Genomic DNA, 25,716 nt, shown 5'->3' on the forward strand with positions numbered 1-25,716 from the left:
GCCCCGGCCGGCGGGTCCGCGAAGAACCGGTCCACCGCCAGCCCGGCGAAGATGGCGTCGTAGCCGTCGTCGGCCCACGCGACGAGGTCCGGGTCGAGGGTGTCGTCGGCGCCGAGGGCGCGGGCCAGGTCCCACGTGTGGACGACGCTGTCGGCGGTCCGCACGGCCAGCGCCCGCCGTCCGCTCAGCTTGCCCATCGGGTAGTCGACGACCCGGTCCAGCGCGCCGCTCCCGGCGAACGCGTCCGCGCAGGCGGTGACCGACGCGGTGAACGCCGTGACCGGGTCGTCGCCGAGCGCGTCGACGTCCCGCCGGGCCAGGAACTCCTCGCGGGTGGCGCCGTGCACGAGGCCGACGTAGTTGAGGTTGCCGCGCGTCATGTGGTTGGCCAGCTGCCGGACGTCCCACTCGGTGCAGGGGGTCGGCGCGTGCCAGCCGTCCGGCGGCACCGCGCGGAGGTGGCGCTCGAAACCCTTGCCGGCGAGCAGAAACCGGTCCAGCAGCCCCGTGAAGGTGTCGGCCATGACGCCCAGTCTGCCCACGGTGCGACGCCGGGACCGGCGGGTATCGGACACGGCGTCCGCTGGACGAACCGGCCCGGGCGGGTTGGGGGGAAACGCGCCCGGGACGGCTCTGCGACGGACCTCCACAGCCAGTCGTTGCCAACAAGACGCCGGGGCCGCCCCGGGCGTTACACGGACTGCAACCCGTTCCACGACCACCGCGGCACGGCCAGGTCCGCCGGCACCTCGGTGGCCGGGCCCGGGTAGGCGAGCACCTCGGCCACCGCCCATTCCATGTAGGACCGCAGCGCGGCGCGGAACTCGGGATCGGCGGGCAGGTCCGCGTCGTCGGCGGCGCGCACGAAGCAGTCGACGAACCGGCGGCCGAGGTCGGACATGTCACCGTTGCCGGCGTGCATCCGGAGCATCGCCGAATGGTCCGCGCACTCGGTCGAGAACCGCGGCGGGCCGCCCAGCACCTCCGCCCAGTACCAGGCCAGCCGCTCCACGTGCTCCGGGTGTTGCCCCGGGTGGGAGAACGGGTGGTTCAGCTCGGGATCGGCCAGGCAGCGTTCGTGGTGGGCGGCGGCCAGCGCGAGGAACGCGGGGTCACCGCCGGCGAACTCGTACAACGTCGGGCGCACGGGCCGAGCCTGGCACGCGCGGCCCGTGAACGCCAGGTCAGCGCGCGGCCGCGGCGGCGCGTTCCGCGGCCGGCGTGAAACCGCCGAACGCGTCGACGGCCTGGCGGACGTCCTCGGCGACGAGATCGTGGTTCAGCATTCCCGCGGCCGCCGCACCCTGCGCCGCGGCGATGATCACGGTGGCCCGCGCGTCCACGACGTTGCCGGCCGCCCACACGCCGGGGACGCTCGTCTGCCCGCCGGGGTCGACCTCGACGACGTCGGCCTCCACCGCACAGCCGAGTTCTCGCAGCTGAGCGTCGTGCGGGACGGTCCGGGTGCGGAGGAACAGCGCCACCCGCGGCACGAACCGGCCGCCCAGTTCGACGCCGGTCATCGCGCCTTGCTCGCGCCGCACCGCGGTCACGGTCCCGTCGACGACCCGGATGCCCCGCGCGTCGAGCCGTTCGCGGTCCGCGTCGGACGGCGGCGCGGTGTGGGCGAAGTAGACGACGTCCGGCGACCACTGGCGGACGAGCAGCGCGTGCTCGACGCTCGCGGCTTCGGTGCCGAGCACGCCGAGCGGCTGGTCGCGGACCTCGTAACCGTGGCAGTAGGGGCAGGTCACCGCGTCGGTGCCCCAGCTTTCGCGCAGGCCCGGGAGGTCCGGGAGGTCGTCGTGGACGCCGGTGGCCCACAGGACGCGCCGCGAGCTCAGCTCGCGGCCGCCGGCCAGCCGCAGCGTGAACCCGGGCTCGAGGCGCTCGACGTCGTCGTCGATGAGGTCGACGCCGTAACCCAGGAGCTCTTCGCGGCCGATCTTGAGGAGCTCGGCCGGCGGCAGCCCGTCCCGGGACAGGAAGCCGTGCATGTGGGCGGCGGGGGCGTTGCGCGGCGCGCCGCCGTCGACGACCGCGACGCGCCGCCGCGCCCGGCCGAGCATCAGGGCGGCGTTGAGGCCCGCGGCCCCGCCACCCACCACCACTACGTCGTAACTGCTGTTCTCGGTCATGCGGCCACCATGACCCCGGCGTCGCGAATCCGACAACAAATGTTGCCGTTTCCGGGACGAAGGGGTTTCCTGGAGGGCATGACGGACGCGATCAACCAGGCACTGGCCGAGGTGGGACCCCGGCTCAAGCGGGTCCGCACCCAGCGGCGGGTCACCCTCGCCGACCTCTCGGAGGCGACGGGCATCTCGAAGAGCACGCTGTCGCGCCTGGAGGCCGGCCAGCGGAAGCCGAGCCTGGAGCTGCTGCTGCCGATCGCCCAGGCCCACCAGGTCCCGCTGGACGAGCTGGTCGGCGCCCCGGAGGTCGGCGACCCGCGCGTCCGCCTGACGGCGCGGCGCATCCCGCGGCACAACGGCGCGACCATGACGGTGCTCCCGCTGACCCGCCAGCCGGGCGCGCCCCAGGCGTTCAAGATGATCCTCGAGCCCGAGACGGGCGAGCCGGACCCGCAGGTCCACGAGGGGTACGAGTGGCTGTACGTGCTCTCGGGCCGGCTCCGGCTGGTCCTGGCCGACCACGACATGACGCTGGGCCCGGGCGAGGCCGCGGAGTTCGACACGCGGCTGCCGCACTGGTTCGGGGCGGTCGACGGCCGGCCCGCGGAGATCCTGAGCCTGTTCGGCAAGCAGGGGGAGCGGCTGCACCTGCGCGCGAAGTCGCGCTGAGCGTCCCGGAAAAGTTCTTCGAAGAAATCCGGGACGCCGTGTCGGATCCGCGAGGCGGTGTTCGTAGCAGGGGTGAGGCCGCCCGCGAGGGACCGGTCCCGGGGCCGGCGGATTACGCACTGCCGGCTCGTGTCACCCCCTGGAAAGGACGCCGCCATGACCTCCACCGCCCGCCGGATGTTCGAGCTCCTCGAGCCGATCTGCCTGGTCACCTTCTGCGCCGACGAGTGCAACGAGGAGCAGGCCGCGCTCGGCCACCGCACCTACTGGGACGGCTACTTCGCCGGCCGCGCGGCGGCGCTGGGACGGGTGCCGGCGCAGGTCGTGCACGCGGCGTTCTACAACTTCGCCGACGGCGAGGCCGCGCGGCACATCCCGAGCGCATGGGAGACGATCCCGCCCGAGGCGTCCGTCGCCGCGCGGGAGCGGGGCAGCGCGGCCTCCCTGCGCCGGATCCTCGGCGACGAGGTGGCCGGCTCCCCGGGCCTGGCGCGCGCCGCCGACCTGACCACCAAGGCCGCCACGAGCGCGCCCACCGAGGGCCGGATGATGTACGCCGGGATGCGCACCCTGCCGGTGCCGGGCGACCCCGTGGCCCGGCTGTGGCACTCCGCGACCGTGCTGCGCGAGCACCGCGGTGACGGGCACATCGCCGCGCTGGTCGGCGCGGGCATCGGCGGCACGGAGTCGCACGTGCTCAGCGCGCTGGACCTCGGTATTCACCCGCCGGAGTCGTTCGGGCGCATCCACCACCTGCCGAAGGAGCGGCTGGCCGAGGTGATGGCCGGTTTGCGCGAGCGCGGGCTCGTCGACGCCGACGGCTGGTTCACCGACGCCGGCCGCGAGACCAAGCGCCGCATCGAAGCCCTCACCGACGAGCTCGCCGCCCCGCCGTACGACGCGCTTTCCCCCGCCGAGCTCGACGAGCTGGTCGCCGAGCTCGAACCCCTCGCCGCGACGCTGATGGCCGCGGGTTCGCGGTGACGGGCGTCGACACACGGCGCTGACGGCGTCGACTCACGGCGCTCACGGCGCTGACGGCGTGCGATGCGGGCGCGCCAGACCCGTGCCAGCGCCGTGTGCGTCCCGTGCCAGTGGTCCTCGTCAATCTTGGAACGTAATTCCAACGGCGGCCGCGCCCGGGTTCACCCGGCGGCCGCGAACGGCGAAGGAGCCACCCATGAACACCCCAGTCACGATCATCGGTGCCGGACTCGGCGGCCTCACCCTCGCCCGGGTCCTGCACGTCCACGGCATCGCGTCGACGGTCTACGAGGCCGAGCCGTCGCCGATGGCGCGGATGCAGGGCGGGATGCTCGACATCCACGACTACAACGGGCTGCTCGCCGTCGAGGCGGCCGGCCTGACGGAGGCGTTCCAGGGGCTGGTGCTGGCGGGCCGGCAGGCGATGCGGATCCTCGACCACCAGGGGAACCTCCTGTTCGAGAAGGTCGATGACGGCACGGGTGGCCGCCCCGAGGTGCAGCGCGGCGAGCTGCGCCGGCTGCTGCTCGACGGGCTCCCGGACGGCACGGTCCGGTGGGGCCACAAGGTGAGCGGCACCCGGGCCCGCGCCGAAGGCGGCTACGAGGTGACCTTCGCCGACGGCTCCACCGTCGGCGCGGACCTGCTGGTCGGCGCGGACGGCACGTGGTCGCGGGTCCGGTCGCTGGTCATCGGCGCCGTGCCCGAGTACGACGGCACGGCGTTCATCGAGACCTACCTCCACGACGCCGACACCCGGCACCCCGCCACGGCGAAGGCGGTCGGCGGCGGGTCCCTGGCGGCGAACGGGCCCACCCCGGACCGGGCGATCAGCGCCCACCGGGAAACCGGCGACACCCTGCACGCCTACATCGCCCTCACGGAGTCGCTGGACTGGTTCGCCGCGCTCGACTTCGACGATCCGGCCGCGGTCACCGCGCGGATCGCGCGGGAGTTCGACGGCTGGGCCCCGGAGCTCACGGCGCTGATCACCGACGCCGACACCGCGCCGGTCTTCCGCCCGCACTACGCCTTGCCGATCGGGCACCGCTGGGACCGCCTGCCCGGTGTCACCCTCGTCGGTGACGCCGCGCACGTCACGGCCCCGAACGGCGAAGGCGCCAACCTGGCGATGCTGGACGGTGCCGAGCTCGGCCAGGCCCTGGCGGCCCACCCCGGCGACGTCGAAGCCGCGCTCGCGGAGTACGAGGAAGCCATGTTCACCCGCACCGCCACCCCGATCGACGACGCCGCGCTCATGGAAAGCCTGTTCGACGGCGAACTCCCGCAGAGCCTGCTGGACATGTTCACCGGAGACCAGCGGAAGTCCTGAGCCCGGCGCCCGCGGCGGGCGGGTCGGGCGTGGCAAGCTGGATCGTGTGACGGCCGAGCCGCGGGCTGGTTCTCCGGCGCGGGAGGACTTTCGGGTGTCGTCCTCACCGCGCCGGCCGCCGGGCGCGGCCGAGGTGACCCCGGAGCACCCGCCGCGGGGCCGGTTCGCGCGGTGGGCGTTCGCGCTCGTCGTGGTCGCGCTCCTGGCCGAACTGGCCGTCGCGATGTTCACGACGGCGGTGGAGCAGTCCCCGACGATCGACGAGCCGGTCTACGTCGGCACGGCCGTGGTCTACCTGCAGCAGCACAGCCTCCGCTACAACCCGGAGCACCCGCCGCTGGGGAAGCTGATCATCGCGTCCGGGCTCGTGTTCGCCGACGTGCACCTCGATCCCGCGTTCGCCGGCGACCAGAGCCGGCTCGGCTGGCGCGTGCTGTACGAGTCGGGGAACGATCCGGGACGGCTGATGCTGCTGGCGCGGCTGCCGGTGATGGTGCTGACGCTGTTGTTCGGGCTGGTCGTCTTCCGGTTCGCGCGTGATCTGGCCGGCCCGGCCGGCGGCGTGACGGCGCTCGCGCTGTACGCGTTGTCGCCGGACGTCATCGCGAACGGGGCGCTGGCCACGCTCGACGTGCCGGTGGCCGGTTTTGTGGTGACGTCGGTGTGGCTGTTGTGGCGGGCCCGCCACCGCCCCGTGTTCTACCTTCCCCTGGCGGGCCTGGCCCTCGGCGCGGCCCTGGCCACGAAGATGAGCGCGCTGGCCGGGGTGCCGGTGGTGCTGCTCCTCGCCGTGCTGTCGGTGCGGCGCGCCCGCCGCACCGGGGCCTTTGACGCGGGCCGGTTCGCCGGACCGCTCGTGGCGGTCGCCGGCGTCACGCTGATCGCGACCGCCGTGGTCTGGTTTTCCTATCTCGCCGTGGATCCGCGGCTGCAATGGGAGACGCCGCCGGACCTGCCGGCCGTCCACGGCCTGCGCGTGCTCGTCGACCGGCTGCCGCTGCCCCGGGAGTACCGGGACGGCGTGCACCTCCAGTTCGGCTTCGAAGACCAGGTGTGGGGCGGGTTCCTGTTCGGCACGCGGTATTTCGGCCCGCTGTGGTACTACCTGCCGGCCGCGCTGCTGGTGAAGACGCCGCTGGGGTTGCTGGCGCTCGGGTCGGCCGGTTCCGCCGTGCTGGTGGCGGTTCCCCGGGTGCGCCCGGCCGCACCGTACGTCCTCGTTCCGGCGGCCGTGCTGCTGGCCGCGGCGATGACCGGCAGCCGTGACCTCGGCGTCCGGTACGCGATCTTCGTGCCGATGTTCCTGGCCGTCGCGGCGGCCGGCGTCATCGCGCTACGCCGGCGGTGGGCGTACGTCGCGGCGGCGGTCCTGGTCGTCTTCGCCGCGGTCAGCTCGGTGCGGACTTTCCCGTACTACCTGCCGTATGCCAACGAAGCGTTCGGCGGACCGGCGGAGAGCCATCTGCGCCTGCACGACTCGAACGTCGACTGGGGTCAGGACCTGGGCCGGCTCGGGAAGCGCTATCCCCACGAGCGGATCTGGCTCGTGTACAAGGGAAGCGGGGTGCCGGCCGCCTACGGGATCGACGCCGCCGACCCGCTTTCCGTGCCCCCTGAACAGGTTCGCGGGCTGCTCGCGGTGTCGGACTCCGCGATCGTCAAGGCGGACGACCGGTTGCGGGCGCTGATCGACACGAGCGTGCCGATCGACGACGTCGGCCACTCCATCACGATCTACCGCCGCCCGTAAACCCGCGACTCGTGTCGCGCACCCGAGGTTCGCCGACAGCGGCCCGGCGGCGCGCCCTCGCCGCTGTCGGCGAATTCGTGGCGAGGCACCGGTGAGCGGTCTGCCGCGGCTCGTCGTGAGTGTTCAGGGCGGTTCTAACCGCCCTGAACACTCACGACCGCTTGCGGCACCGCGGGGGCGGAACCGACACCGGAGCTTCGGCGAGCGAGTCCGTGCCGGCGTCGGACAAGCCGCGACCTAGGAGACGGCTTCCAGGTCGGCGCCGCGCCAGGTGGCGGCCAGCTCCTGGACCGGCATGGCGAGCGCCTCGCCGAGGCGGACGATCGTGCCGAAGCCGGGGGAGGGCAGCCGGCCGGTCTCGATCTTGCGCAGCGTCTCCGGCGAGATCCCGGCCGCCCGCGCGACGTCCGCGAGCTCGCGGCCGTCGCGCGCGTGGCGCAGCAGGACACCGAGCCGCCGGCCGGCTTCGAGCTGGTCGGGCGTGAGCGGTTGACGGACCATGCCCCGAGGATAGGACTGGTATTACTATACCGGCAAGTGCTAAGGTTCCGGTATAACTATACCAACCCCTGTGACGTGAGGTTTTTCGTGATCGAACTGAAGACGCCCGCGGAGATCGAGCGCATGCACGTGGCCGGGCGTTTTGTCGCCGAGGTGCTCACCGAGGTCGGCCGGCTCGCCGATGTCGGCGTCAACCTCATGGACCTGGAGCACCACGTGCGCGGCATGATCGAGCGCCGCGGCGCGGAGTCGTGCTACTGGGACTACGCGCCGTCCTTCGGCAAGGGCCCGTTCCGCAACGTCATCTGCCTCTCGGTCAACGACGCCGTCCTGCACGGCCTGCCTCACGACTACCTCCTGCGCGACGGGGACGTGCTCAGCGCGGACATCGCGGTCGGCATCGACGGCTGGGTGGCGGACTCGGCGCGCACGGTCATCGTCGGCACCCCTGCCGAGGAGGACCTGCGGATCATCCGCGCCACCGAGGAAGCGCTGGAGGCGGCGATCGAGGTCGCGCGCCCGGGCAACCGCCTGGGCGACATCTCGGCGGCGATCTACGCGGTGGCGTGCGACTACGGCTACCCGGTCAACACCGAGTTCGGCGGGCACGGCATCGGCCGCACCATGCACGAGGACCTCCACGTCTCCAACAAGGGCCAGGCGGGCCGCGGCATGAAGCTCAGGCCGGGCCTGACCCTCGCGCTCGAACCGTGGTTCGCGCGCACGACCGACAAGATCGTCTACGACCCCGACGGCTGGACCATCCGCTCGGCGGACGGCTCGCGCACGGCCCACTCCGAGCACACGGTGGCCGTCACCGAGGACGCCCCCCTGGTGCTCACCCGGCGTGCACCCGAAACCCCGGCGGCCCGGGACGACACCGCCGGCCGGGTGTCCACAAAGGACGCCTGACGCGGCACGGCACCGGTCGTGATCGATCGAGTACGGTGGATCACGACGCGGCGGCCGGTGGCCGCCGCCCGGTGACCGTGACGAGAAGGGCCCCCTCCATGGCCGACCCGGCTGACCCCGACCTGCCGGACAACTGGGGCCGCTGGGGCACCGGCGACGAACTGGGCACGCTCAACCTCATCACCGACGAGGTGCGCGCGAAGGCCGCCGCCGAGGTGCGGACGGGCCGGTGGGTGTCGCTGGCGCTGCCGATCACGCCGAACCCGATGGTCAGCGGCCCGTTCGCACCCACGACGGTGGACGTCTCGCCGGTGCAGCAGCTGATGTCGCACACCGGGGTGGGCGTGGCGGCCGACGTGATGCTGGTGACGAACCACCACGCGAAGTCGACGCACCTCGACGCGCTGGCGCACTGGTCGACCGACGACCGGGTCTACCCGGGCCGCCCGCGGGCCGAGGTCGTGACCGCCGGCGGGGTCACGCACGCGTCGACGTCGGCGTTCGCCGCCGGGATCGTGACGCGCGGCGTCCTGCTCGACCTGGCCGTCGAGGGACCCCTGCCGCCGGGGTACGCGGTGACGTCGCAGGACTTCGAGCAAGCCGAGCGGCGCCAGGGCGTCGAAGTGCGGCCGGGTGACGCGCTGGTCGTCCGGCTCGGCTGGCCGGCCACCCCGGTCCCCGGCACGCCGACCCCGGGCATCAGCGTCGACGCGGTGCGCTGGATGCACCGCCGCGGGGTCGCCCTCTGCGCCCCCGACCGGGGCGACGCCAACCCGCCGCTGGACCCGGCCGGGCCGTCCCCGCTGCACGGCGTCGGGCTGGGCCGGCTGGCGATGCCGCTGATCGACGCGGTCGGGCTCGACGACCTCGCGGCGCTGTGCGCGGAGCTGCAGCGTTACAGCTTCCTGCTCACCGTCGCCCCGCCGCGCATCCACGGCCTGACCGGTATCCCGGTCAACCCCATCGCCCTGTTCTGACCGGACGAACGGACTTCGAAGACCCGGCTCGGCCGGACGCCTCGTGGAGGGCGGCGGCAATGTCGTCGACCCCGCGGACGGCTGTTCCGCGTTCGTGCCCGGCACCTCCGGCGGCGAGTCCGAGACGCCGTCCTGCTGCCGCATCAAACCTCGTGATGCGGCAGCCGGGCGAGCGTGAGATCGCGCCCGTCCTCACCGAGACGGGTATCGCCGCTGTGCTGTACCTCGCGCTGGCCAGTGGTTTCCTGACCGGCAAGATCGGCGGGTCGCGCCCTGCTTCGGGGTGGTCGGCTCCTCGCCGGCAAACACCGCCGGGACAAGCAGAACTTCGGCGGGGCGGCCCGCCGGCCGGATCCCACCGCGGCCGAGAAGGCCGCGTCGGACCGGGTTTCCGCCCAGGCGGGTCGAGGCACCATGGTGCCGTCCGTGTCCTGATCCGAGGGGTTCCTGGCCGTCCGGGGACGGTCGCGAGCGGGCACGGGTCGGCAGGATGGGAGCCGGACACCCCGTCCGGCCACCACGAGTGAAGGCGCGGCAACCATGTCAGAGATCATCGCGGGGGTGGCGGTTCCCGAAACGGCGGCGGTCGCCGAGGCGACCCGGCTCGCCCGGGAGACGACCAGCCCGCTGCTCTACCACCACTCCCGCCGCGTGTACTTCTTCGGCCGGATCCACGCGCTGCGGCTCGGCGTGGCACCGGACCCGGAACTGCTCTACCTGGCCGCCATGTTCCACGACGCCGGTCTCCTGACGCCGTTTTCCGCCGTGGAGCAGCGGTTCGAGGTCGACGGCGCCGACCACGGGCGCCGGTTCCTGCTCGATCACGGGTTCTCCGCGGCGGCCGCGGAAACGGTGTGGACGGCGATCGCCCTGCACACGACCCCGGGCATCCCCGGCCGGATGGGCCCGGAGATCGCCACCACGCACTTCGGCGTGCTGACCGACGTGCTCGGCTTCGGCCTGGACGGGCTGGACCCCGATCAGGTGGCGGAAATCGTCGCCGCGCACCCGCGGGGCGAGTTCAAGAAGGACTTCCTGAGCACCTACCTCGACGGGCTCAAGAGCCGCCCGGAGACGACCAACGGAACCGTGAACTCCGATGTGCTGGCGCATTTCGTCCCCGGTTTCCGGCGCACGACGACCGTCGAGCGCGTCCTCGCTTCGGCGTGGCCGAGCTGATCCGCCGTGCGCGCCCTCACCGTGCGGGACCGTGACGCCGGACCCACCCTGACCGACCTGCCGTACCCCCACGCCGCCGAAAACGACGTCATCGTGCGCGTCCACGCCGCCGGCTTCACGCCGGGCGAGCTCGACTGGCCCGCCACCTGGACCGACCGCGCGGGCCGCGACCGCACGCCCAGCGTGCCCGGGCACGAGGTGGCCGGAGTCGTCGCCGAACTGGGCTACGGCACCACCGGCCTCACCGTCGGCCAGCGGGTGTTCGGCCTCGTCGACTGGACCCGCGACGGTTCACTCGCCGAGTACACCGCGGTGGAGGCACGCAACCTCGCCCCGCTGGCCGCGGACATCGACTACCCGGTCGCCGCGGCCCTGCCGATCTCCGGACTGACGGCGTGGCAAGGACTCTTCGACCACGGCGGCCTCACCACGGGTCAGACCGTCCTGGTCCACGGCGCGGCCGGCGGCGTCGGATCGATCGCCATCCAGCTCGCCCGCGAGATCGGCGCCCGCGTCATCGGCACCGGCCGGGCCACCGACCGCGACGTCGTGCTGGACCTCGGCGCACACGCCTTCCTGGACCTGGCCACCGATCCCTGGACGGACGCCGGTGAGGTCGACGTGGTCTTCGACGTCATCGGCGGCGACGTCCTCGAGCGGTCGGCCGCCCTGGTCCGCCCGGGCGGCACCCTCGTGACCATCGCGGCGCCACCCACGGCGTCGCCGAAGGACGGGCGCGCGGTCTTCTTCGTGGTCGAACCCGACCGCGCCCGGCTGGCGGACCTGGCCCAGCGGTTGCGGGACGGCCGCCTCCGCCTCCTGATCGGCGACGTCCGCCCGCTGGCCGAGGCGGCGGAGGCGTTCACCCACCACCGGCGCACCCGCGGCAAGACGATCATCCAGGTCGCGGCGGATGGTTCGTGATCGTGGCCGCGCGGCGATTTCCCGGGCCGCATGGAGGGAACGCCGCGCCTCGGTTCCTGGCGGCACCGACTACACCCTGACGGCGGGGGATTCGCGGTACTTTCCCGCCGGCACAGCGCATTCCTGCGTGAACGACGGTGCCGAGCCGGGCGAGCACCACGTCGCCCGGCCTCAGGTGATCGCCAGGTCCGTCCGAAGTGGCCGGCCCCGCATCGCGCACCACACCGCCGCCGGCGTCAGCGGCATGTCCGCGTGCCGCACGCCGTACGGCCGCAGCGCGTCGACGACGGCGTTGACCACCGCGGCGGGGGAGCCGACCGTCGCGGACTCGCCGATGCCCTTGGCGCCGATCGGGTGATGCGGGGACGGCGTGCACGTCTCGCCGAGCTCCCACGACGGGCACTCCAAGGCCGTCGGCAGCAGGTAGTCCATGAAGGACCCGCCGAGGTGGTTGCCGTCGTCGTCGAACGCGATCAGCTCCATCAACGCCATCCCGATCCCGTCGGCGAGGCCGCGGTGCACCTGGCCGGCCACGACCGCCGGGTTGATCCGCACGCCGCAGTCGTCGACCGCGACGAACCGGCGCACCCGCACCTGGCCGGTGCCGGGATCGACGTCCACCACACAGATGTACGCGCCGAACGGGTAGGTCAGGCTCGGCGGGTTGTACACACAGGACGCGTCGAGCTGCCCTTCGACGCCTTCGGGCAGGGCCAAGTCCGAATGCGCGGCGCGGGCGATCTCGCGCATCGCGGCACCCTGGTCCGGCACGCCGCGGACGAACCAGCGGCCGGGCTCCCACTCCAGGTCGTCCGGGCTGACCTCGAGCATCGCCGAGGCGACGAGCCGCGCGCGTGCCCGCACCTTCCGCGCGACCAGCACGGTGGCCGCGCCGGACACCGGCGTCGAGCGCGAACCGTAGGTGCCGAGACCGAACGGCGTGGCGTCGGTGTCGCCCTGCACGACCTCGACCTCGTCGGTCGGGATGCCCAGCTCGTGCGCGACGATCTGGGCGAACGTCGTCTCGTGGCCCTGGCCCTGGGACATGCACGAGAGCCGCAGCACGGCCGACCCGCTCGGGTGCACGCGCAGCTCGGCGCCGTCGGCCATGCCGAGGCCCATGATGTCCATGTGCTCGCGCGGGCCGGCGCCGACGGCTTCGGTGAAGAAGCTCAGCCCGATGCCCATCAGCTCGCCGCGTTCGCGCTTCTCCTTCTGCTCACGGCGCAGGTCGTCGTAGCCCGCCATCTCCTTGGCCAGCGCCAGCGCCGCGGGATAGTCGCCGGAGTCGTACTCCCAGCCGGTCGCGCAGGTGTACGGGAACTGCCCCGGCCGCAGCAAATTCCGCTCCCGCAGCTCCGCCGGGTCGACGCCGAGGTCGTAGGCGAGCACGTCCATCATCCGCTCGACCAGGTACACGGCTTCGGTGATGCGGAAGGAACACGCGTACGCCACGCCGCCGGGCGCCTTGTTCGTGTGGACGCCGGTGACCGCGCAGTGCGCCGCGGGCAGGTCGTAGGAACCGGTGAAGACCTGGAAGAACCCGGCCGGGAACTTGGACGGCTGCGCGGTGCCGTTGAACGCGCCGTGGTCGGCCAGCACCCGCACGCGCAGGCCGAGCAGCTTCCCGTCGCGCGTCGCCGCGATCTCGCCGTGCATGTGGTAATCGCGGGCGAACGACGTGCTCATCAGGTTTTCCGAGCGGTCCTCGACCCACTTGACCGGCCGCCCGGTGCGCATCGTGGCCGCGACCGCGCACAGGTAACCGGGGTATACGCCCACCTTGTTGCCGAAGCCGCCGCCGATGTCCTGGGCGACGATCCGGATCCTGTGCTCGGGCAGCCCGGTGATCATCGAGTAGAGCAGCCGGTGCGCGTGCGGCGCCTGCGCCGTGGCCCAGACGGTCAGCTTGCCGGTGACCGGGTCCAGCTCGGCGACCGCGCCGCAGGTCTCCATCGGCGCCGGGTGCACGCGCGGGTAGAGCATGTTCTGCGTGGCGACGACGTCCGCGCGCGCGAAGGCGTCGTCGGTCGCCTCGGCGTCACCGCACTCCCAGTCGAAGATCCGGTTGTCCGTATGGCCTTCGACGTCGTCGCGGATCAGCGCGGCATCGGCGTCGAGGGCGGTCCGCGCGTCGGCGACCACCGGCAGCGGCTCGTACTCGACGTCGATCAGCTCCAGCGCGTCCCTTGCGGCGTACCGGTCTTCGGCGACGACGAACGCGACTTCCTGGCCCTGGAACCGGACCTTGTCGGTGGCCAGCACGGCCTGGACGTCGTGGGACAGCGTCGGCATCCACGCCATGCCGCGCTCGGCCAGCATCGCGCCGGTGATGACGGCCCGGACCTTCGGATGCGCCTCGGCGGCACTGGTGTCGATCGCGACGATCCGGGCGTGCGCGTGCGGGCTGCGCAGGATCGCGCCGTGCAGCATGCCGGGCCGGGTGACGTCGTCGAGGAACGTGCCGCGGCCGCGGACGAACCGGCCGTCCTCCTTGCGGCGCACGGAACCGTGGCCGTTCGCGGTCACGCTTCACCGTCCGGGTGCTCGGCGGCCCAGCGGATCGCGCGGACGATGTTCTCGTAACCGGTGCAGCGGCACAGCTGCCCGGAAATGGCCTCGCGGATGGTGTCTTCGTCGGGATCGGGGTCGCGGTCGAGCAGCCAGCGCGCGGTCATCAGCATCGCCGGGGTGCAGAACCCGCACTGGACGCCGTGGCAGGCGACGAACCCCTGCTGCACCGGGTCGAGCCGCGGGCCGTCGGCGAGGTCCTCGACGGTCCGGACGCGCTTGCCGTCGGCCATCGCCGCGAGCACCGTGCACGACTTGACCGGCAGCCCGTCGAGCCAGACCACGCAGGTGCCGCAGTTGGAGGTGTCGCAGCCCCAGTGCGTGCCGGTGAGGCCGAGGTCGTCGCGCAGGAAGTGCACCAGCAGCAGACGCGGCTCGACGCTGCGCCGGTACGGCTCGTCGTTGACGGTCACGGTGATCTCCACGTCACCCCGCCCGCCGCGCGTGGGCCTGGTGCAGCGCCCGGCTGGTCAGCTGCGCGACCAGGTGCCGCTTGTAGTCGACGGGTCCGCGCTGGTCGGCGGCGGGGGAGCAGTGCGCGGCGGCGATCGTCCCGGCTTCGCCGAACCGCTCCGGCGTCGCCGGGCCGCCCCGCAGGAAGTCCTCCGCCTCCGCGGCGACGAAGTTCGACGCGCCGACGGCGGTGAGACCGAGCCCGGCTTCGACGATGACACCGCCGTCGAGCCGCAGCGACGCGCCGGCCGCGGCGATGGCCCAGTCGCCGGCCCGCCGGCCGACCTTCGTGTACGCGCTCCCGGTGCCGTCGCGGATCGGCACCCGCAGCTGCACCAGCAGCTCACCCGGCCCGACGGCGGTCTCGTACGGCCCGGTGAAGAACTCCCGCACCGGCACCACCCGCGTCCCGGTCACGCCTTCGACGACGGCCTCGGCCCGGACGGCGGTGAACGCGGCCGAGAGGTCCTCCGACGGATCGGCCTGGCACAACGAACCCCCGACGGTCCCGCGGTTGCGCACGATCGGGTCCGCGACCACGCGTTCGGCGTCGTGCAGGATCGGGAACAGCCGCCCGGCTTCGGCCGAATCGAGCAGTTCGACGTGCCGCACGAGGGCCCCGATCCGCAGCTGCCCGCCGGCGACTTCGATCCGGGACAGCTCGCCGAGATCGTTGATGTCGACCAGGGCTTCGGGCCGCGCCAGCCGGAGTTTCATCATCGGGATGAGGCTGTGCCCGCCGGCGATCACCCGGCCCTCGGGGCCGTACTTGGCCAGCAGCTCGAGGGCGTGCCCGACACTGGTGGCCCGTTCGTACTCGAACTGCGCCGGCACCTGCATGACCGCCGATCGTTCCCGTCGTATGCGCGGTCCGCAACAGAGGATTAAGGGAACGCTTCAGACGTCGGCGCGGGCCTGCGTCCACCGCAGTGCCTGGTGCCACTCCGCGATCAGCGCTTCGTCGTCGGCGAAGGTCGGCGCCTCGCCCACCGGGATCCACGTCTGCTCGACCAGTTCGCCGTCTTCGACGCGCTGGACCGTGATTCCGGCGTACTTCACCACCTCACGCTTCACCACCTCACGGCCGATCTCGGCCGGAGCGGAGACCGCGCGGGTGCCCAGCCGCAGCCGCACCTGTCGTTCGCCCGTCACCGACCACCCTCCCCGTCATTCTCGACAGTGCTGTCGCGAACGGGCCGGGATCTGTAACAGCCCGGGCCGGTGGCCTGCGCTGAGCGGCGGGAACCAGCCGGTGGACGGCAGTTAGATTAGCTGTCGTGAATCGCACTGAACGCCTTTACGCCCTCGTGGAGGAGCTTCGCGCCGTTTCGCCGAGGCCGCGCAGTGCGACCTGGCTGGCGCGCCGGTTCGAAGTCAGCGCCCGCACCGTCGAACGGGACCTCGACGCGCTGCGGGAGTCCGGTGTCGCCATCCGGAGCGACACCGGGCGCAACGGCGGTTACCGCCTGGACCGCGAGCGCACCCTCCCGCCCGTGACGCTGACCGCGCGGGAGGCGCTGGCGATCAGCGTCGCGCTGCGGGCCGCGTCGGCCACGCCGTTCGCGGACGCGGCGCGCCGGGCCGCGCAGAAGGTCCTGGCGGTGCTGCCGCCCGACGTGCGCCGCCGGGAGGACGCGCTGGCCGCGCGCGTGCACCGCGTCGGCCCGCACCCCGACCTCCCGGTGATCCGCGGCGTGGTGGCGGACACCGTCGAGGACGCCGTCGTGTCGAGCCGGGTGCTGCACCTGACCTACACCGACCGGGCGGGAGCGACCTCCGAGCGCGACGTCGAGCCGATGGGCCTGCTGTGGGGGCCGCACGGCTGGTACGTCGTCGCCTGGTGCCGCTTGCGCGACGGCGTCCGCGGGTTCCAGCTGCACCGCGTCACCGCCGTCGAACCGACCGGCGAGCGGTTCCGCCCGCGCGAGGCCGAATGGGCCGCGGAATTGGACCGGCTGGACGCCGAAGCCCTGCGGTGAAAGGGGCGGAAATGTGACGCCGAACACCGACAGGACGGTGTCGCGCTCCACCGGAATGGTGGCGGACATGGAAAACAACGAAGATCGGACGCGGCAGTGGTGCCGCATGTGGAACGAGGACCCCGCGCTGGCGCACGACCTGATGAGCCCCGCCTGCGTGCAGTGGTCCGGGCAGACGCCGGGCCTCGACAGCGTGCTCGGGCCGGCGGAGCAGGTGCGGTTCCTCGACGGCTACCGCGCGAAGCACGTCAACATCTTCCGCCCACGGGTGCTCGCCGACGGCGGTGACCACTTCGCCTACCTGTGGGACGTGGACAAGGCCGACGGCCGGAAGCTGACCGGCTTCGACGTCAACATCCTGCGCGGGGACCGGATCGCGGAGAACTGGACGTTCGCGGGGGAGCGGCGCGACACCGCACCCGACCCGGCGTACACCGCCGAAGACGACCTGGACAAGGTCCTCGACGGCTGGCTCCGGTGGCGCGCCGGCGTTCAGGTGGACGTGCTCACCGGGGACTTCGGGTTCTTCTCCGGCGCGGCCGGCCCGCTCGCGCGGCCCGAACCCGCGGTGCTGACGCCGCACCGCGAGCCGATCGTCGATCCCGGCCGGGGCACCATCGCGTTCTTGTGGACCGGCCCCGCGGCGAGCGGCGCCGACCTGCTGTCGGTGCGCGACGGCCGGGTCGCCCGGGCCTGGTCGCTGACCGGGACCCGCTCCTTCCGTTACTGACCTTCGGGCGCGACGGCGCGCCGGACGCTCTCCCGCAGGAGCGTCCGGCGCTGTTCGTGCACTTCGGACGGTTCCTCGTCGGTGGCGGCGTAGACGTTGCTGACCGGCGACCACGCCATGGACATCGCGATCACCACGGCCATCAGGTCGAACGGGTCCCCGGCCCGGACCCGCCCGGCGGCCTGCGCGTCGGCGATGGCGCCGAGCTTGGCGGCGTCGAGGCGGTCGGCGTCGGCGACGAGGTGCCCGGCGGGGCGCCGCTCCAGGCGGACCCAGGTGGCCAGCCGGATCAGGTCGGGCCGGCGGAGGTACTCGTCGTACAGGCGCACGGCCCAGTCCGCGAGGTCGCCGGCGTCGATCGGGACGCCGTCGCGGATCGAGCCCATCGCATCCAGGAAGATCGTGTCGAACAGCTCTTCCTTGCTGCCGAAGTAGCCGTAGAGCTGGGCCTTGTTGGTGCGGGCCGCGGCCACGATCCGCTCGACGCGCGCGCCGGCCAGGCCGTACCGCGCGAACTCCTGGGTCGCCACGTCGATGATGCGCTGCTTCGTCGCGGCTCCGCGCGAGGTCAGGGGCTTGTCGGCCATGCCGCCACGATAACAACAGACCAGTCTGTTTGCCGGATCGCCGAACCTCGACTACGGTCAAATAGACCGAACAGTCTGTTTGTTTGAGGAGTGAGCCATGAGGACGACCGTGGGCTGGCAGGCCGACCGCACCGGGGACGCGCTGCGGCGGGTGCCGCTCGAACGCCGTGACCTGCGGGCGGACGACGTCGCCGTGCGGGTGGACTACTGCGGGGTCTGCCACAGCGACCTCCACGCCCTGCGCCGCGCCGGCCGGGAGACGCCGCTGGTGCCCGGCCACGAGTTCACCGGCGTGGTGACCGAAGCGGGCAGTGGCGTCACGCGGTTCGCCGTCGGGGACGCCGTCGCGGTGGGCAACATCGTGGACTCGTGCGGCGTCTGCCCGATGTGCCGGCGGGGGCAGGAGAACTTCTGCCACGAGTTCCCGACCCTGACCTACGACGGCACCGACCGCCACGACGGCACCCCCACGCTGGGCGGCTACGCCCGCGAGTACGTCGTCGGCGAGGGGTTCGCCTACCCGCTGCCCGCGGGACTCGACCCCGCGGCGGCGGCGCCGTTGCTCTGCGCCGGAATCACCGTCTGGGAGCCGCTCCGGGCCCTCGGCGTCGGTCCGGGGACGCGCGTCGCCGTGGCCGGGCTCGGCGGCCTCGGGCACCTCGCGGTCAAGCTCGCCGTCGCGCTCGGCGCCGAGACCACGGTCCTCAGCCGGACGGCCGAGAAGGCCGGGGACGCCCGCCGCCTCGGCGCCCACGATCTGATCGTGTCCACCGACGAGGCGCGGTTGTCCGCGGCCCGGGACCGGTTCGACGTCGTCGTCGACACCATCGCGGTGCCCCACGACCTCGGCCCGTACCTCAAGCTGGTCGCCCTCGACGGCACCCTGAGCGTCGTCGGGCACCTGGGCCCGGTCACGGTGTCGATGACGGATCTGCTCGTCGGCCGCAAGAAGCTGGGCTCCGCGGGCAGTGGCGGCCGCCCCGCGACCGCCGCGATGCTGGAGTTCTGCGCCGCGCACGACGTCACCGCCGACGTCGAGGTGGTCCCGTCGAAGCAGGTGAACGACGTTCTCGAGCGGCTCGGCCGCAACGACGTCCGGTACCGCTTCGTGCTCGACCTGGCCGACCTTTCCTAGCCGGTTCGCTGCGGCATTCGGGTCATTCTTCTCCGTTCCGGTGAGAAAAACCGGTGGTTTCCGGCGGCCGATCGACCACGCGTTGTGCAGAAAATCGGGACCGGCGTCGCACTGAAGTGTGACGGTTTCCGGCCGCCCCTGGACGAGACGGTCCGGCCAGTACCCCTTTGAGTAGCGCGAATTCCCGGTGATCGCCCATTGAGCGCCTTGACTGCGCGCTCCGGGTGAAGCGCGGGCGAAGTGCTAACGAAGTCGGCGGTTTTCCGTCTTTCCCAGGCCAGGCACCGGAAAATCTCGAAAGGGAAGTCATGTCCCGAAGATCAGTGTTCGTCGCCTTGACGGCCGTCACGGCGTTGCTCGCCCCGACCGCGGTCGCCGCCGCGGCGCCGCCCGGCGTCGATCCGGCCACCGTCGACCTCACGCTCGACGCGGGGAAGAGCGCCACCGTGACCAAGCACGTGACGACGTCGGCCGTGCCGCCGAACCCCGACCTGGTGCTGCTCGCCGACACCACGGGCAGCATGGGCGCCGCCATCGGCAACGTGCGCGCGAACGCCAACACCATCACCGGCGACGTGCTCGCCGCGCAGCCGACGGCGCAGTTCGGCGTCGCCGAGTACAAGGACTTCACCGACCCCTTCGCGTTCCGCGTCAACACGGGCATCACCGGTGACCAGGCGGCGGTCCAGGCCGGCACGAACCAATGGGTCGCCTCCGGCGGCGGCGACGGCCCGGAAGCCGACCTCAACGCCCTCTACGAGCTGGCCACCGGTGCGGTCACCTTCCGCCCGGACGGCACGCGCATCGTCGCCTGGTTCGGCGACGCGCCGTCGCACGACCCGAGCGGCGGGCACAACCTGGCCCAGACCATCGACGCGCTCAAGGCGGCGAAAATCCGCGTCGTCGCGGTCAACGTGGGCGCGCTCGACCTCGACGGGCAGGCTAGCGCGATCACGTCGGCCACCGGCGGCGTGCTGCTCAACAACGTGCCCTCGAGCGCGGTGTCGCAGGCCATCCTCGACGGCATCAAGTCCATCGAGGTCACGGTGACCCCGCAGGTCACCACGTGCGACCCGCAGCTCACGGTCACCAACGCGCCCACGAGCGTCAAGGTGCCCAGTGGTGACGTCGCCACCTTCACCGAGACGGTGGCCGCCGCGGGCAACGCCGCGCCGGGGACCTACCACTGCACCGTCGACTACCTGGTCGACGGCGTCTCGCGGGGCTACGTGGAGACGACGACCGTGCGGGTGCTCGGCTTGAGCGTCAACGACGTCACGGTCGCCGAAGGATCCGGCGGCGCTCCGGTGCCGGCGACCTTCACCGTGTCGCTGCTCGGCGGGGCCAGCCCGAACCCGGTGACCGTCCACTACGCCACCGCCGACGGCACGGCGAGCGCGCCGGCGGACTACGCGGCGGCGAGCGGCGACGTCACCTTCGCGCCCGGTGAGACGGCCAAGCCGGTGACCGTGCCGGTCAACCCGGACACGGTCGACGAGCCGGACGAGACGTTCACGGTGACGCTGTCGGCGCCGGTCGGCGCGGGCCTGGTCGACCCGACCGGGATCGGCACGATCACCGACGACGACCGGGACGGCGCGTTCTCCTGCACCGGCACCGCCGCGAACGTCATCGGCATCACCGCGGGGGTCGCCAACCCGGCGGACCTGCCTTGCGCCGACGACAGCCAGACCGTGCTGGGCGCGACGCTCAACGCGGGCCTGATCAAGGTGGAGACCAAGACGCTGACCGCGTCGACGGACGTCACGCCGGACAACCAGTCGGCGGCCCCGGCCGCCGGTGACCACGCGCAGGCCACCGCCAAGATCGACAAGACGGTGATCAGCACGCTCGGGCTGACCATCGAGCTGGGCGTGATCCAGTCGCAGGCGTCGGCGACCTGCCAGCCGGCCACGGGCGGTCTCGCCCCGGCGCTGGCGGGCAGTTCGAACGTCGCCTCGCTGAAGATCAACGGCCTCGCGGTCACGGTCGGCTCGGCTCCGCTGACCATCCCGCTGGTCATCGGTTCGCTGAAGCTGAACGGCCAGACCGTGGTGAACGGCGTCGTGAAGCAGCAGGCGGTCGCGCTGGACACGGCGCTCGCCAAGATCGTGCTCGCGGAGTCCCAGGCCGACGTGCACGGAACCACCGCCCACCCCGCCGGCAACCCCTGCCGGCGCTGACCAGGTGAAGTGAGCGGGGGCGGCCGGTGAACCCGGCCGCCCCCGCTTTTCAGCCGAGCAGCCGGGGATCCGGCTCGCCGCCGGCCTCGCCCAACGCGCCGAAGACCGCGCGCACCAACGTGGCCAGGTCCTTCGGGTTCTTCTTGTCCAGCCCGCCCAGCAGCTGTTTCAGCACGGTCAGCTGGTCGAAGTAGACGCGCTCGGTGACCAGGTTCTCCTGCTCGTCGAAGACGAAGTACGCCGTCATCCGGGTGCGGTGCCGGCTGCCGGTCGGCGGGATCTTGCCCAGCGGGCCGAGGTGGGTCCCCTTCAGCCAGAACTCGACGACCACGGCGTCGGCCGTGTGGCGCAGGGCGATGATCTCGTGGTCCTGGTCGGGGAAGGCGACGCGGGTGTCGTGGTAGTAGCCGCGGACCTCACCGTCGCCGTCGTGGACCGTCATCGACGCGATCAGCTCGTAGTGCGGGTGGGGGAACGTCTCCAGCACGTCGTCCCAGGCCTGGCGCACCTCGTCGTGGAAGTGGTCGAGGACGAGCTTCTCGCGAGCGCGCAGCACGTCTTCCGGCGGCAGGGTGTAGGCGGTCGTCATCCGGGGTCCTCAAGTCTTGGTGGGATAAAACCTACGCCGTAGGTATGTACGGACCGTAGACCTACGCTGTAGGTTTTGTCCAGGAGGTGCGGGATGGACACCGAGACGGAACCGCCGCGGCGCGGCCGGCCCCGGCGGGGGCGGGAACCGTTGTCACGGCCGCGGATCGTCGACGCGGCGATGGCGCTCGCCGAGGCCGAAGGTGTCGAACGGCTGACCATGCGCGGCGTCGCCAAGCGCCTCGGCGTCGATGCGATGAGCCTCTACAACCACGTCGCGAACCGGGACGCGCTGCTCGACGCGATCACCGAGGCGGTGCTGGCGGGCCTGCGCCTGCCGGCCCCGAGCGGCGACCTCGACGCCGACGTCCGGGCGGTCGCCCACGCCTTCCGGCGCACCGCGCTGCGGCACCCGCGCTGCGCGCCGCTCGTGCTGACCCGCCAGCTCGACGCGCCCGCCGCGCTCGGGCCGACCGAGGCGGTGCTGGCCGTCCTCGACCGGGCCGGGTTCCAGCCGGACCGTGCCGTGCGCGCGCTGCGGACGTCGCTGGCCTTCCTGGTCGGCTCGCTGCTGCGGGAGGTGTCCGCGGGACCGGCGTTCAGCGGCGCCGACGTCGAAGGCGCCGGGCGGCGCGAAACCGAGCTGACGGCGTCCGGGTTGCCGCACGTCGTGGCGGCGGCGCCGCACCTGGCGGTCTGCGACCACGACGCCGAATTCGAGTTCGGCGTCGACGCTCTGGTCGCCGCGCTGGCGGCCGTCCGCGGCTGAGCATCACCGTGCGTGCCGGGGCGTGCCCCGGCCGGGACGAACGGTGCGGCACCCCGGTGAAAACGCGGCGGAATGGCGATTCCACACCTTGGGGTGAAACGGATTCACGGACCGGTCGGCCGGGCGCAAACTGCTCGGGGAACAATCCCGACGGAAAGGTCATAACTCGATGGGTGCCACCGCGGTCGACCGGATCAAGCTCGTTTTCACCCTCTTCGACGTCGACCGGAACGGCTATCTCGAAGAACAGGACTTCTCGACGATGGCCGACCGCGTGCTGCAGGCGGCCCAAGGCTCCGGCGCCGCGGCGAAGCAGGCGATGGAAGCGGCCTTCCACCGGTACTGGACGACCCTGGAGCGGGAACTCGACGCGAACCACGACGGCAGGGTGAGCTTCGAGGAGTACGCGGCCTGCGTGCTGTCGCCGGAACGGTTCGACGCCACCGTGACGGACTTCGCGCAATCCCTGGCCGCACTGGGGGATCCGGACGGTGACGGGATGATCGAACGCCCGCTGTTCGTCGCCCTGATGACGGCGATCGGCTTCGACCGCGACAACATCGACGCCCTCTTCGACGCCTTCGGGCCGTCGGCCGGCGATCGCGTCCGGGTGCCGGTCTGGACCGAGGCGATCAAGGACTACTACAGCCCGGACAAGGTCGGCATCACCGGTGACCACCTGGTCGCGAACGTGGCCGGCTGAATGGGCGCGCACCGCGCGCGGCCGGTCGTCGGGCTGGCGGTCGGCCGGGGCACGGGTCCGGAACTGGCGGACGTCTTCGAAACCGTGCTCACCCGAATCGGCCTGCGCCACTCGACCGAAATCGAAATCGTGCGCTCTCCCCGGCTGTACCATTCCTATTTCACCCTGAAGGACGAGCGCGAAACCGAGCGGATCCGCCGGCTCACCGAGGAGGATGCCGGCCACTACGGACAGTTCTGCCGGGAACAGGCGCGGGCGGGGGTTTCGGCGATCTTCCGCACGGCGATCAACGCCCAGTCGCTCTACCTGGTCCGGGAGCGGCTGCAGGCGGTCAAGGTCGACCCGATCACGCCGGCCCTGCTGCTGGTCCGGGACCAGGCCCAGGGCTTCTACACCGGCGAAAACGCGCACACGCCGGGCACGGTGACCCGCACGACGGTGTTCAGCAAGGAGATCACCGAGAAGGTGATCGTCTTCGCGCTGCGCCGGGCCTGGGCGCAGTGGCCCGACGACGGACCCGCCCGGATCGTCCTGGCGTACAAGTTCCACCTCCTGGACGGCGCGCTCGGCGAATGGGTCGACGAGATCGCCGCGCGGCTCGGCGTGACGGTCGAGCTCTGCCAGCCGGACACGGTGAACCGCAACCTGATCGAGCACGGCCTCACCCCGCGCACGCTGGTCGTCGCCGGCAACGAATGGGCCGACATCATGCACGTCGTGCTGCTCGACGCGTTCGGCGGCGAACGGCAGGAACGCCGCTACACCGAGAACGTCCTCCTGCACCCGGAGGTCGACGGCCTGGTCGAGTACCAGACCGTGCACGGCTCGGCCGACGACCTCGCCGGGACCGGCCGGGTCAACCCGACGGCCACGATCCGGGCCGCCGCGGCCGTCGCCGAACGGCACGCCGGCTGCCCGGGCGCCATCGCGGCGACCGAAGAGGCGCTGGCCACGGTCCTCGCCCGCGGCGTCGGCACGCCGGACGTCGGCGGCCGGCACTCGACCACGGAGGTCGTGGCCGAGGTGCTGGCCGCGCTGGACCCCGCCGCCGACCGGGTGCCGGTGGCGGGCGCGTGAAGACCGCCTTGGTCGTGGTGGACCTGCAGAACGACTTCTGCGCCGGGCCCGTGGTCGCGGCCCGGTACCGCGGCGAACCGGGGGCGCTGGAGCGGGTCACCACGAACGCCGCGCGCGCCGTCGACCTCGCGCGGCGCGCCGGCACCGAGGTCGCTTTCGTGCGCTTCCTCGGCGACGTCGAGCACCAGCGGCCGAGCTGGCGGCGGCGCGACCGGGTGCTGGGCAAACAGCCGAAGTGCCTGGCCGGCTCGTGGGGTGCGGAGTTCCACAAGGTCGCGCCCGCGCCCGGAGAGCGCGTCTTCACCAAGCACGCCTGCTTCGACGCCTTCCTGTCCCACGGCTTCGGGCAGTACCTGCGCCGGCGCCGGATCGGGCACCTCGTCCTCGCCGGCGTCTACGCCGACGTCTGCGTGGACTCGACAGCGAGAACGGCGTTCCAGAAGGGTTTCCACCTCACGGTCCTGACCGACTGCACGACCGCCCTGCACCGGTCCGACGAGGAAACCCTGCGGTTCATGGAACTCGTCTACGGGGCGAGGACGACCACCCACGACCGGCCCGCGTCGTGGACCCGATTCGCGGAGGAGGACGAGTGGTCACCACCCGAGGCACCGAAGACATCGAGGGCATCGGAAGCGGCGTCGGCCGGACCGCGCTGATGGTCGCCGCGGCCCGGGCGATCGAGGCGACCCGGCCGGATTCCCTGGTGCGGGACGGGTTCGCGCGGCACTTCGTCCGGGCGGCGCGGGCGTCGGGGGAGTGGCCGGTGCACTGGCACGACGTCCCCGGCGGCGCGGCGAACCCGTTGTGGGGCCGGCTCGGGCGGTACTTCGGCCTGCGCACCCGGGTCCTCGACGACTTCCTGCTCGGCGCGGTGCGTGCCGGTGCCGGGCAGGTGGTCCTGCTGGGTGCCGGGCTGGACTCGCGGGCCTTCCGGCTCGCCTGGCCGGCCGGCTGCCCGGTGTTCGAGCTCGACCGGCCGGACGTGCTGGCGTTCAAGCGGCAGGTCCTGGACGAGCTCGGCGCGACGGCGACCGCGGCCCGCACGACGGTCGCGGTGGACCTGTGCGAGGACTGGGCCGGTCCGTTGCGTGACGCGGGGTTCGACCCGGACGTCCCGACGGCGTGGCTGGCCGAGGGACTGCTGCTCTACCTCCCCGCGGTGGCCGAGCGCCGGCTCGTCTCGACGGTGGACCGGCTGGCCGCACCCGGAAGCTGCCTGGCGTTCGAGGTGAAACTCGGCGTGGAACACCCGGGCGGCCCGATCTACCGCAGCGCGAAGGACCAGATCGGTGTGGACCTGACCGCGCTGTTCGACGCCGAACCCCGTCCGGACTCCGCGGGCGCGCTGCGCGCCCGCGGCTGGGAGACGTCGGTGCGCACCCCGTTCGACTTCGCGGCGGAGCACGACGCGGACCTCGTGCCGGAACACCAGGACGCGCTGGCGAGCAACCGCTGGACCTTCGCGGGCAAGCCGGTGCGCCGGTGAGGGAGTGGTGAACCGGTGGCGGGCGCGGTCCGTGCTGTGGTGAGGGAGTAGTGGTGGCGCACCGGCGACGTCGAGGTCGTCCGGGTCC

26 protein-coding genes and 1 pseudogene are annotated in these 25,716 nt (G+C 72.6%); 17 read left to right on the top strand and 10 right to left on the bottom strand.

Translation table 11 applies throughout. The annotated features are described in order from the left end of the window. Nucleotides 1–5 precede the first annotated feature (5 nt). The 3 genes and pseudogenes from OHS18_RS02570 to OHS18_RS02580 all read right to left on the bottom strand — a co-directional run. Nucleotides 6–794 (bottom strand): annotated as a pseudogene (locus OHS18_RS02570) (TIGR03086 family metal-binding protein); the annotation flags it as partial. Next, the gene (locus tag OHS18_RS02575) at nucleotides 692–1,147 is read right to left on the bottom strand and encodes a globin domain-containing protein (protein WP_328456486.1); all 456 of its coding nucleotides are present in this window, start codon (nucleotides 1,145–1,147) and stop codon (nucleotides 692–694) included. The gene OHS18_RS02575 and the pseudogene OHS18_RS02570, both read right to left, overlap by 103 nt. 37 nt (nucleotides 1,148–1,184) lie before the next feature. Then, a complete protein-coding gene (locus OHS18_RS02580) occupies nucleotides 1,185–2,138 on the bottom strand; it encodes an NAD(P)/FAD-dependent oxidoreductase (RefSeq protein ID WP_328615762.1) in 954 nt (317 codons plus the stop codon). Between the two features lie 78 nt (nucleotides 2,139–2,216). Here OHS18_RS02580 and OHS18_RS02585 point away from each other — a divergent pair, with 78 nt between their 5' ends. The 4 genes from OHS18_RS02585 to OHS18_RS02600 all read left to right on the top strand — a co-directional run bounded on the left by OHS18_RS02585 (nucleotide 2,217) and on the right by OHS18_RS02600 (nucleotide 6,871). Beyond that, nucleotides 2,217–2,804: a helix-turn-helix domain-containing protein gene (locus tag OHS18_RS02585; RefSeq protein WP_328615763.1), complete on the top strand. Its 588-nt coding sequence runs from the start codon at nucleotides 2,217–2,219 to the stop codon at nucleotides 2,802–2,804. 156 nt (nucleotides 2,805–2,960) lie between these two features. Continuing rightward, nucleotides 2,961–3,788, top strand: a complete 828-nt coding sequence (locus tag OHS18_RS02590) for an SCO6745 family protein (protein WP_328456481.1) — start codon at nucleotides 2,961–2,963, stop codon at nucleotides 3,786–3,788. A 196-nt stretch (nucleotides 3,789–3,984) separates the two neighbouring features. Then, nucleotides 3,985–5,121, top strand: a complete 1,137-nt coding sequence (locus tag OHS18_RS02595) for an FAD-dependent oxidoreductase (protein WP_328615764.1) — start codon at nucleotides 3,985–3,987, stop codon at nucleotides 5,119–5,121. A 94-nt stretch (nucleotides 5,122–5,215) separates the two neighbouring features. Further along, nucleotides 5,216–6,871, top strand: coding sequence for an ArnT family glycosyltransferase (locus OHS18_RS02600; RefSeq protein ID WP_328615765.1), 1,656 nt, complete (start codon nucleotides 5,216–5,218; stop codon nucleotides 6,869–6,871). A gap of 237 nt (nucleotides 6,872–7,108) precedes the next feature. On the opposite strand, the gene OHS18_RS02605 is transcribed toward OHS18_RS02600, so the two are convergent. Further along, nucleotides 7,109–7,372, bottom strand: a complete 264-nt coding sequence (locus OHS18_RS02605) for a helix-turn-helix domain-containing protein (RefSeq protein ID WP_328615766.1) — start codon at nucleotides 7,370–7,372, stop codon at nucleotides 7,109–7,111. Between the two features lie 87 nt (nucleotides 7,373–7,459). Here OHS18_RS02605 and map point away from each other — a divergent pair, with 87 nt between their 5' ends. From map to OHS18_RS02625, 4 genes are all read left to right on the top strand, one after another. After that, nucleotides 7,460–8,284 carry a type I methionyl aminopeptidase gene (gene map, locus OHS18_RS02610; protein ID WP_328615767.1) on the top strand — a complete coding sequence of 275 codons (825 nt, stop codon included), beginning with the start codon at nucleotides 7,460–7,462 and terminating at the stop codon, nucleotides 8,282–8,284. A 98-nt stretch (nucleotides 8,285–8,382) separates the two neighbouring features. After that, nucleotides 8,383–9,261, top strand: coding sequence for a cyclase family protein (locus OHS18_RS02615; protein ID WP_328615768.1), 879 nt, complete (start codon nucleotides 8,383–8,385; stop codon nucleotides 9,259–9,261). Between the two features lie 540 nt (nucleotides 9,262–9,801). Further along, nucleotides 9,802–10,440 carry an HD domain-containing protein gene (locus OHS18_RS02620; protein WP_328615769.1) on the top strand — a complete coding sequence of 213 codons (639 nt, stop codon included), beginning with the start codon at nucleotides 9,802–9,804 and terminating at the stop codon, nucleotides 10,438–10,440. A gap of 6 nt (nucleotides 10,441–10,446) precedes the next feature. Next, nucleotides 10,447–11,364 (top strand): NADP-dependent oxidoreductase, encoded by a 918-nt coding sequence (locus OHS18_RS02625; RefSeq protein ID WP_328615770.1) that lies wholly within the window; start codon nucleotides 10,447–10,449, stop codon nucleotides 11,362–11,364. A 171-nt stretch (nucleotides 11,365–11,535) separates the two neighbouring features. Here OHS18_RS02625 and OHS18_RS02630 read toward each other — a convergent pair whose 3' ends face one another. The 4 genes from OHS18_RS02630 to OHS18_RS02645 are packed head-to-tail and all read right to left on the bottom strand — an operon-like array spanning nucleotide 11,536 to nucleotide 15,540. After that, nucleotides 11,536–13,893 (bottom strand): aerobic carbon-monoxide dehydrogenase large subunit, encoded by a 2,358-nt coding sequence (locus OHS18_RS02630; RefSeq protein WP_328615771.1) that lies wholly within the window; start codon nucleotides 13,891–13,893, stop codon nucleotides 11,536–11,538. Beyond that, nucleotides 13,890–14,360, bottom strand: a complete 471-nt coding sequence (locus OHS18_RS02635; protein ID WP_328615772.1) for a (2Fe-2S)-binding protein — start codon at nucleotides 14,358–14,360, stop codon at nucleotides 13,890–13,892. The genes OHS18_RS02630 and OHS18_RS02635 overlap by 4 nt, the downstream gene beginning before the upstream one ends. 1 nt (nucleotide 14,361) lies before the next feature. Next, a complete protein-coding gene (locus OHS18_RS02640; RefSeq protein ID WP_328615773.1) occupies nucleotides 14,362–15,228 on the bottom strand; it encodes an FAD binding domain-containing protein in 867 nt (288 codons plus the stop codon). A gap of 57 nt (nucleotides 15,229–15,285) precedes the next feature. Continuing rightward, the gene (locus tag OHS18_RS02645; protein ID WP_328456461.1) at nucleotides 15,286–15,540 is read right to left on the bottom strand and encodes a hypothetical protein; all 255 of its coding nucleotides are present in this window, start codon (nucleotides 15,538–15,540) and stop codon (nucleotides 15,286–15,288) included. A 125-nt stretch (nucleotides 15,541–15,665) separates the two neighbouring features. On the opposite strand from OHS18_RS02645, the gene OHS18_RS02650 reads away from it, so the two are divergent. Continuing rightward, nucleotides 15,666–16,367: a helix-turn-helix transcriptional regulator gene (locus OHS18_RS02650; RefSeq protein WP_328456459.1), complete on the top strand. Its 702-nt coding sequence runs from the start codon at nucleotides 15,666–15,668 to the stop codon at nucleotides 16,365–16,367. Between the two features lie 67 nt (nucleotides 16,368–16,434). Beyond that, complete coding sequence (locus OHS18_RS02655) at nucleotides 16,435–17,097, top strand: hypothetical protein (protein ID WP_328615774.1); 663 nt, start codon at nucleotides 16,435–16,437, stop codon at nucleotides 17,095–17,097. Here the strand turns inward: OHS18_RS02655 and OHS18_RS02660 are convergent. Next, entirely contained in the window at nucleotides 17,091–17,684 is a 594-nt protein-coding gene (locus OHS18_RS02660; protein ID WP_328615775.1) for a TetR family transcriptional regulator, read from the bottom strand. The two genes, OHS18_RS02655 and OHS18_RS02660, sit on opposite strands and share 7 nt — an antisense overlap. A 97-nt stretch (nucleotides 17,685–17,781) precedes the next feature. Here OHS18_RS02660 and OHS18_RS02665 point away from each other — a divergent pair, with 97 nt between their 5' ends. Both OHS18_RS02665 and OHS18_RS02670 read left to right on the top strand, forming a co-directional pair. Continuing rightward, the gene (locus tag OHS18_RS02665) at nucleotides 17,782–18,819 is read left to right on the top strand and encodes an NAD(P)-dependent alcohol dehydrogenase (protein ID WP_328615776.1); all 1,038 of its coding nucleotides are present in this window, start codon (nucleotides 17,782–17,784) and stop codon (nucleotides 18,817–18,819) included. A 308-nt stretch (nucleotides 18,820–19,127) separates the two neighbouring features. After that, complete coding sequence (locus OHS18_RS02670) at nucleotides 19,128–21,002, top strand: Calx-beta domain-containing protein (RefSeq protein WP_328615777.1); 1,875 nt, start codon at nucleotides 19,128–19,130, stop codon at nucleotides 21,000–21,002. A gap of 49 nt (nucleotides 21,003–21,051) precedes the next feature. Here OHS18_RS02670 and OHS18_RS02675 read toward each other — a convergent pair whose 3' ends face one another. Next, nucleotides 21,052–21,591 carry an ester cyclase gene (locus tag OHS18_RS02675; RefSeq protein WP_328456448.1) on the bottom strand — a complete coding sequence of 180 codons (540 nt, stop codon included), beginning with the start codon at nucleotides 21,589–21,591 and terminating at the stop codon, nucleotides 21,052–21,054. 93 nt (nucleotides 21,592–21,684) lie between these two features. Between OHS18_RS02675 and OHS18_RS02680 the strand changes: the two genes are divergently transcribed. From OHS18_RS02680 to OHS18_RS02700, 5 genes are all read left to right on the top strand, one after another. Continuing rightward, nucleotides 21,685–22,359: a TetR/AcrR family transcriptional regulator C-terminal domain-containing protein gene (locus OHS18_RS02680; protein ID WP_328615778.1), complete on the top strand. Its 675-nt coding sequence runs from the start codon at nucleotides 21,685–21,687 to the stop codon at nucleotides 22,357–22,359. A gap of 169 nt (nucleotides 22,360–22,528) precedes the next feature. Then, nucleotides 22,529–23,062, top strand: a complete 534-nt coding sequence (locus tag OHS18_RS02685) for an EF-hand domain-containing protein (RefSeq protein ID WP_328456444.1) — start codon at nucleotides 22,529–22,531, stop codon at nucleotides 23,060–23,062. Beyond that, on the top strand, nucleotides 23,063–24,139 hold the full coding sequence (locus OHS18_RS02690) for an isocitrate/isopropylmalate family dehydrogenase (protein ID WP_328615779.1): 1,077 nt from the start codon (nucleotides 23,063–23,065) through the stop codon (nucleotides 24,137–24,139). Then, a complete protein-coding gene (locus OHS18_RS02695) occupies nucleotides 24,136–24,798 on the top strand; it encodes a cysteine hydrolase (protein WP_328615780.1) in 663 nt (220 codons plus the stop codon). Before OHS18_RS02690 ends, OHS18_RS02695 begins: the two co-directional genes overlap by 4 nt. Next, nucleotides 24,732–25,628, top strand: a complete 897-nt coding sequence (locus OHS18_RS02700; protein WP_328615781.1) for an SAM-dependent methyltransferase — start codon at nucleotides 24,732–24,734, stop codon at nucleotides 25,626–25,628. Before OHS18_RS02695 ends, OHS18_RS02700 begins: the two co-directional genes overlap by 67 nt. The last annotated feature ends 88 nt before the right edge of the window (nucleotides 25,629–25,716 follow it).

The sequence above is a fragment of the Amycolatopsis sp. NBC_00355 genome (assembly GCF_036104975.1).
GTDB lineage: Bacteria > Actinomycetota > Actinomycetes > Mycobacteriales > Pseudonocardiaceae > Amycolatopsis.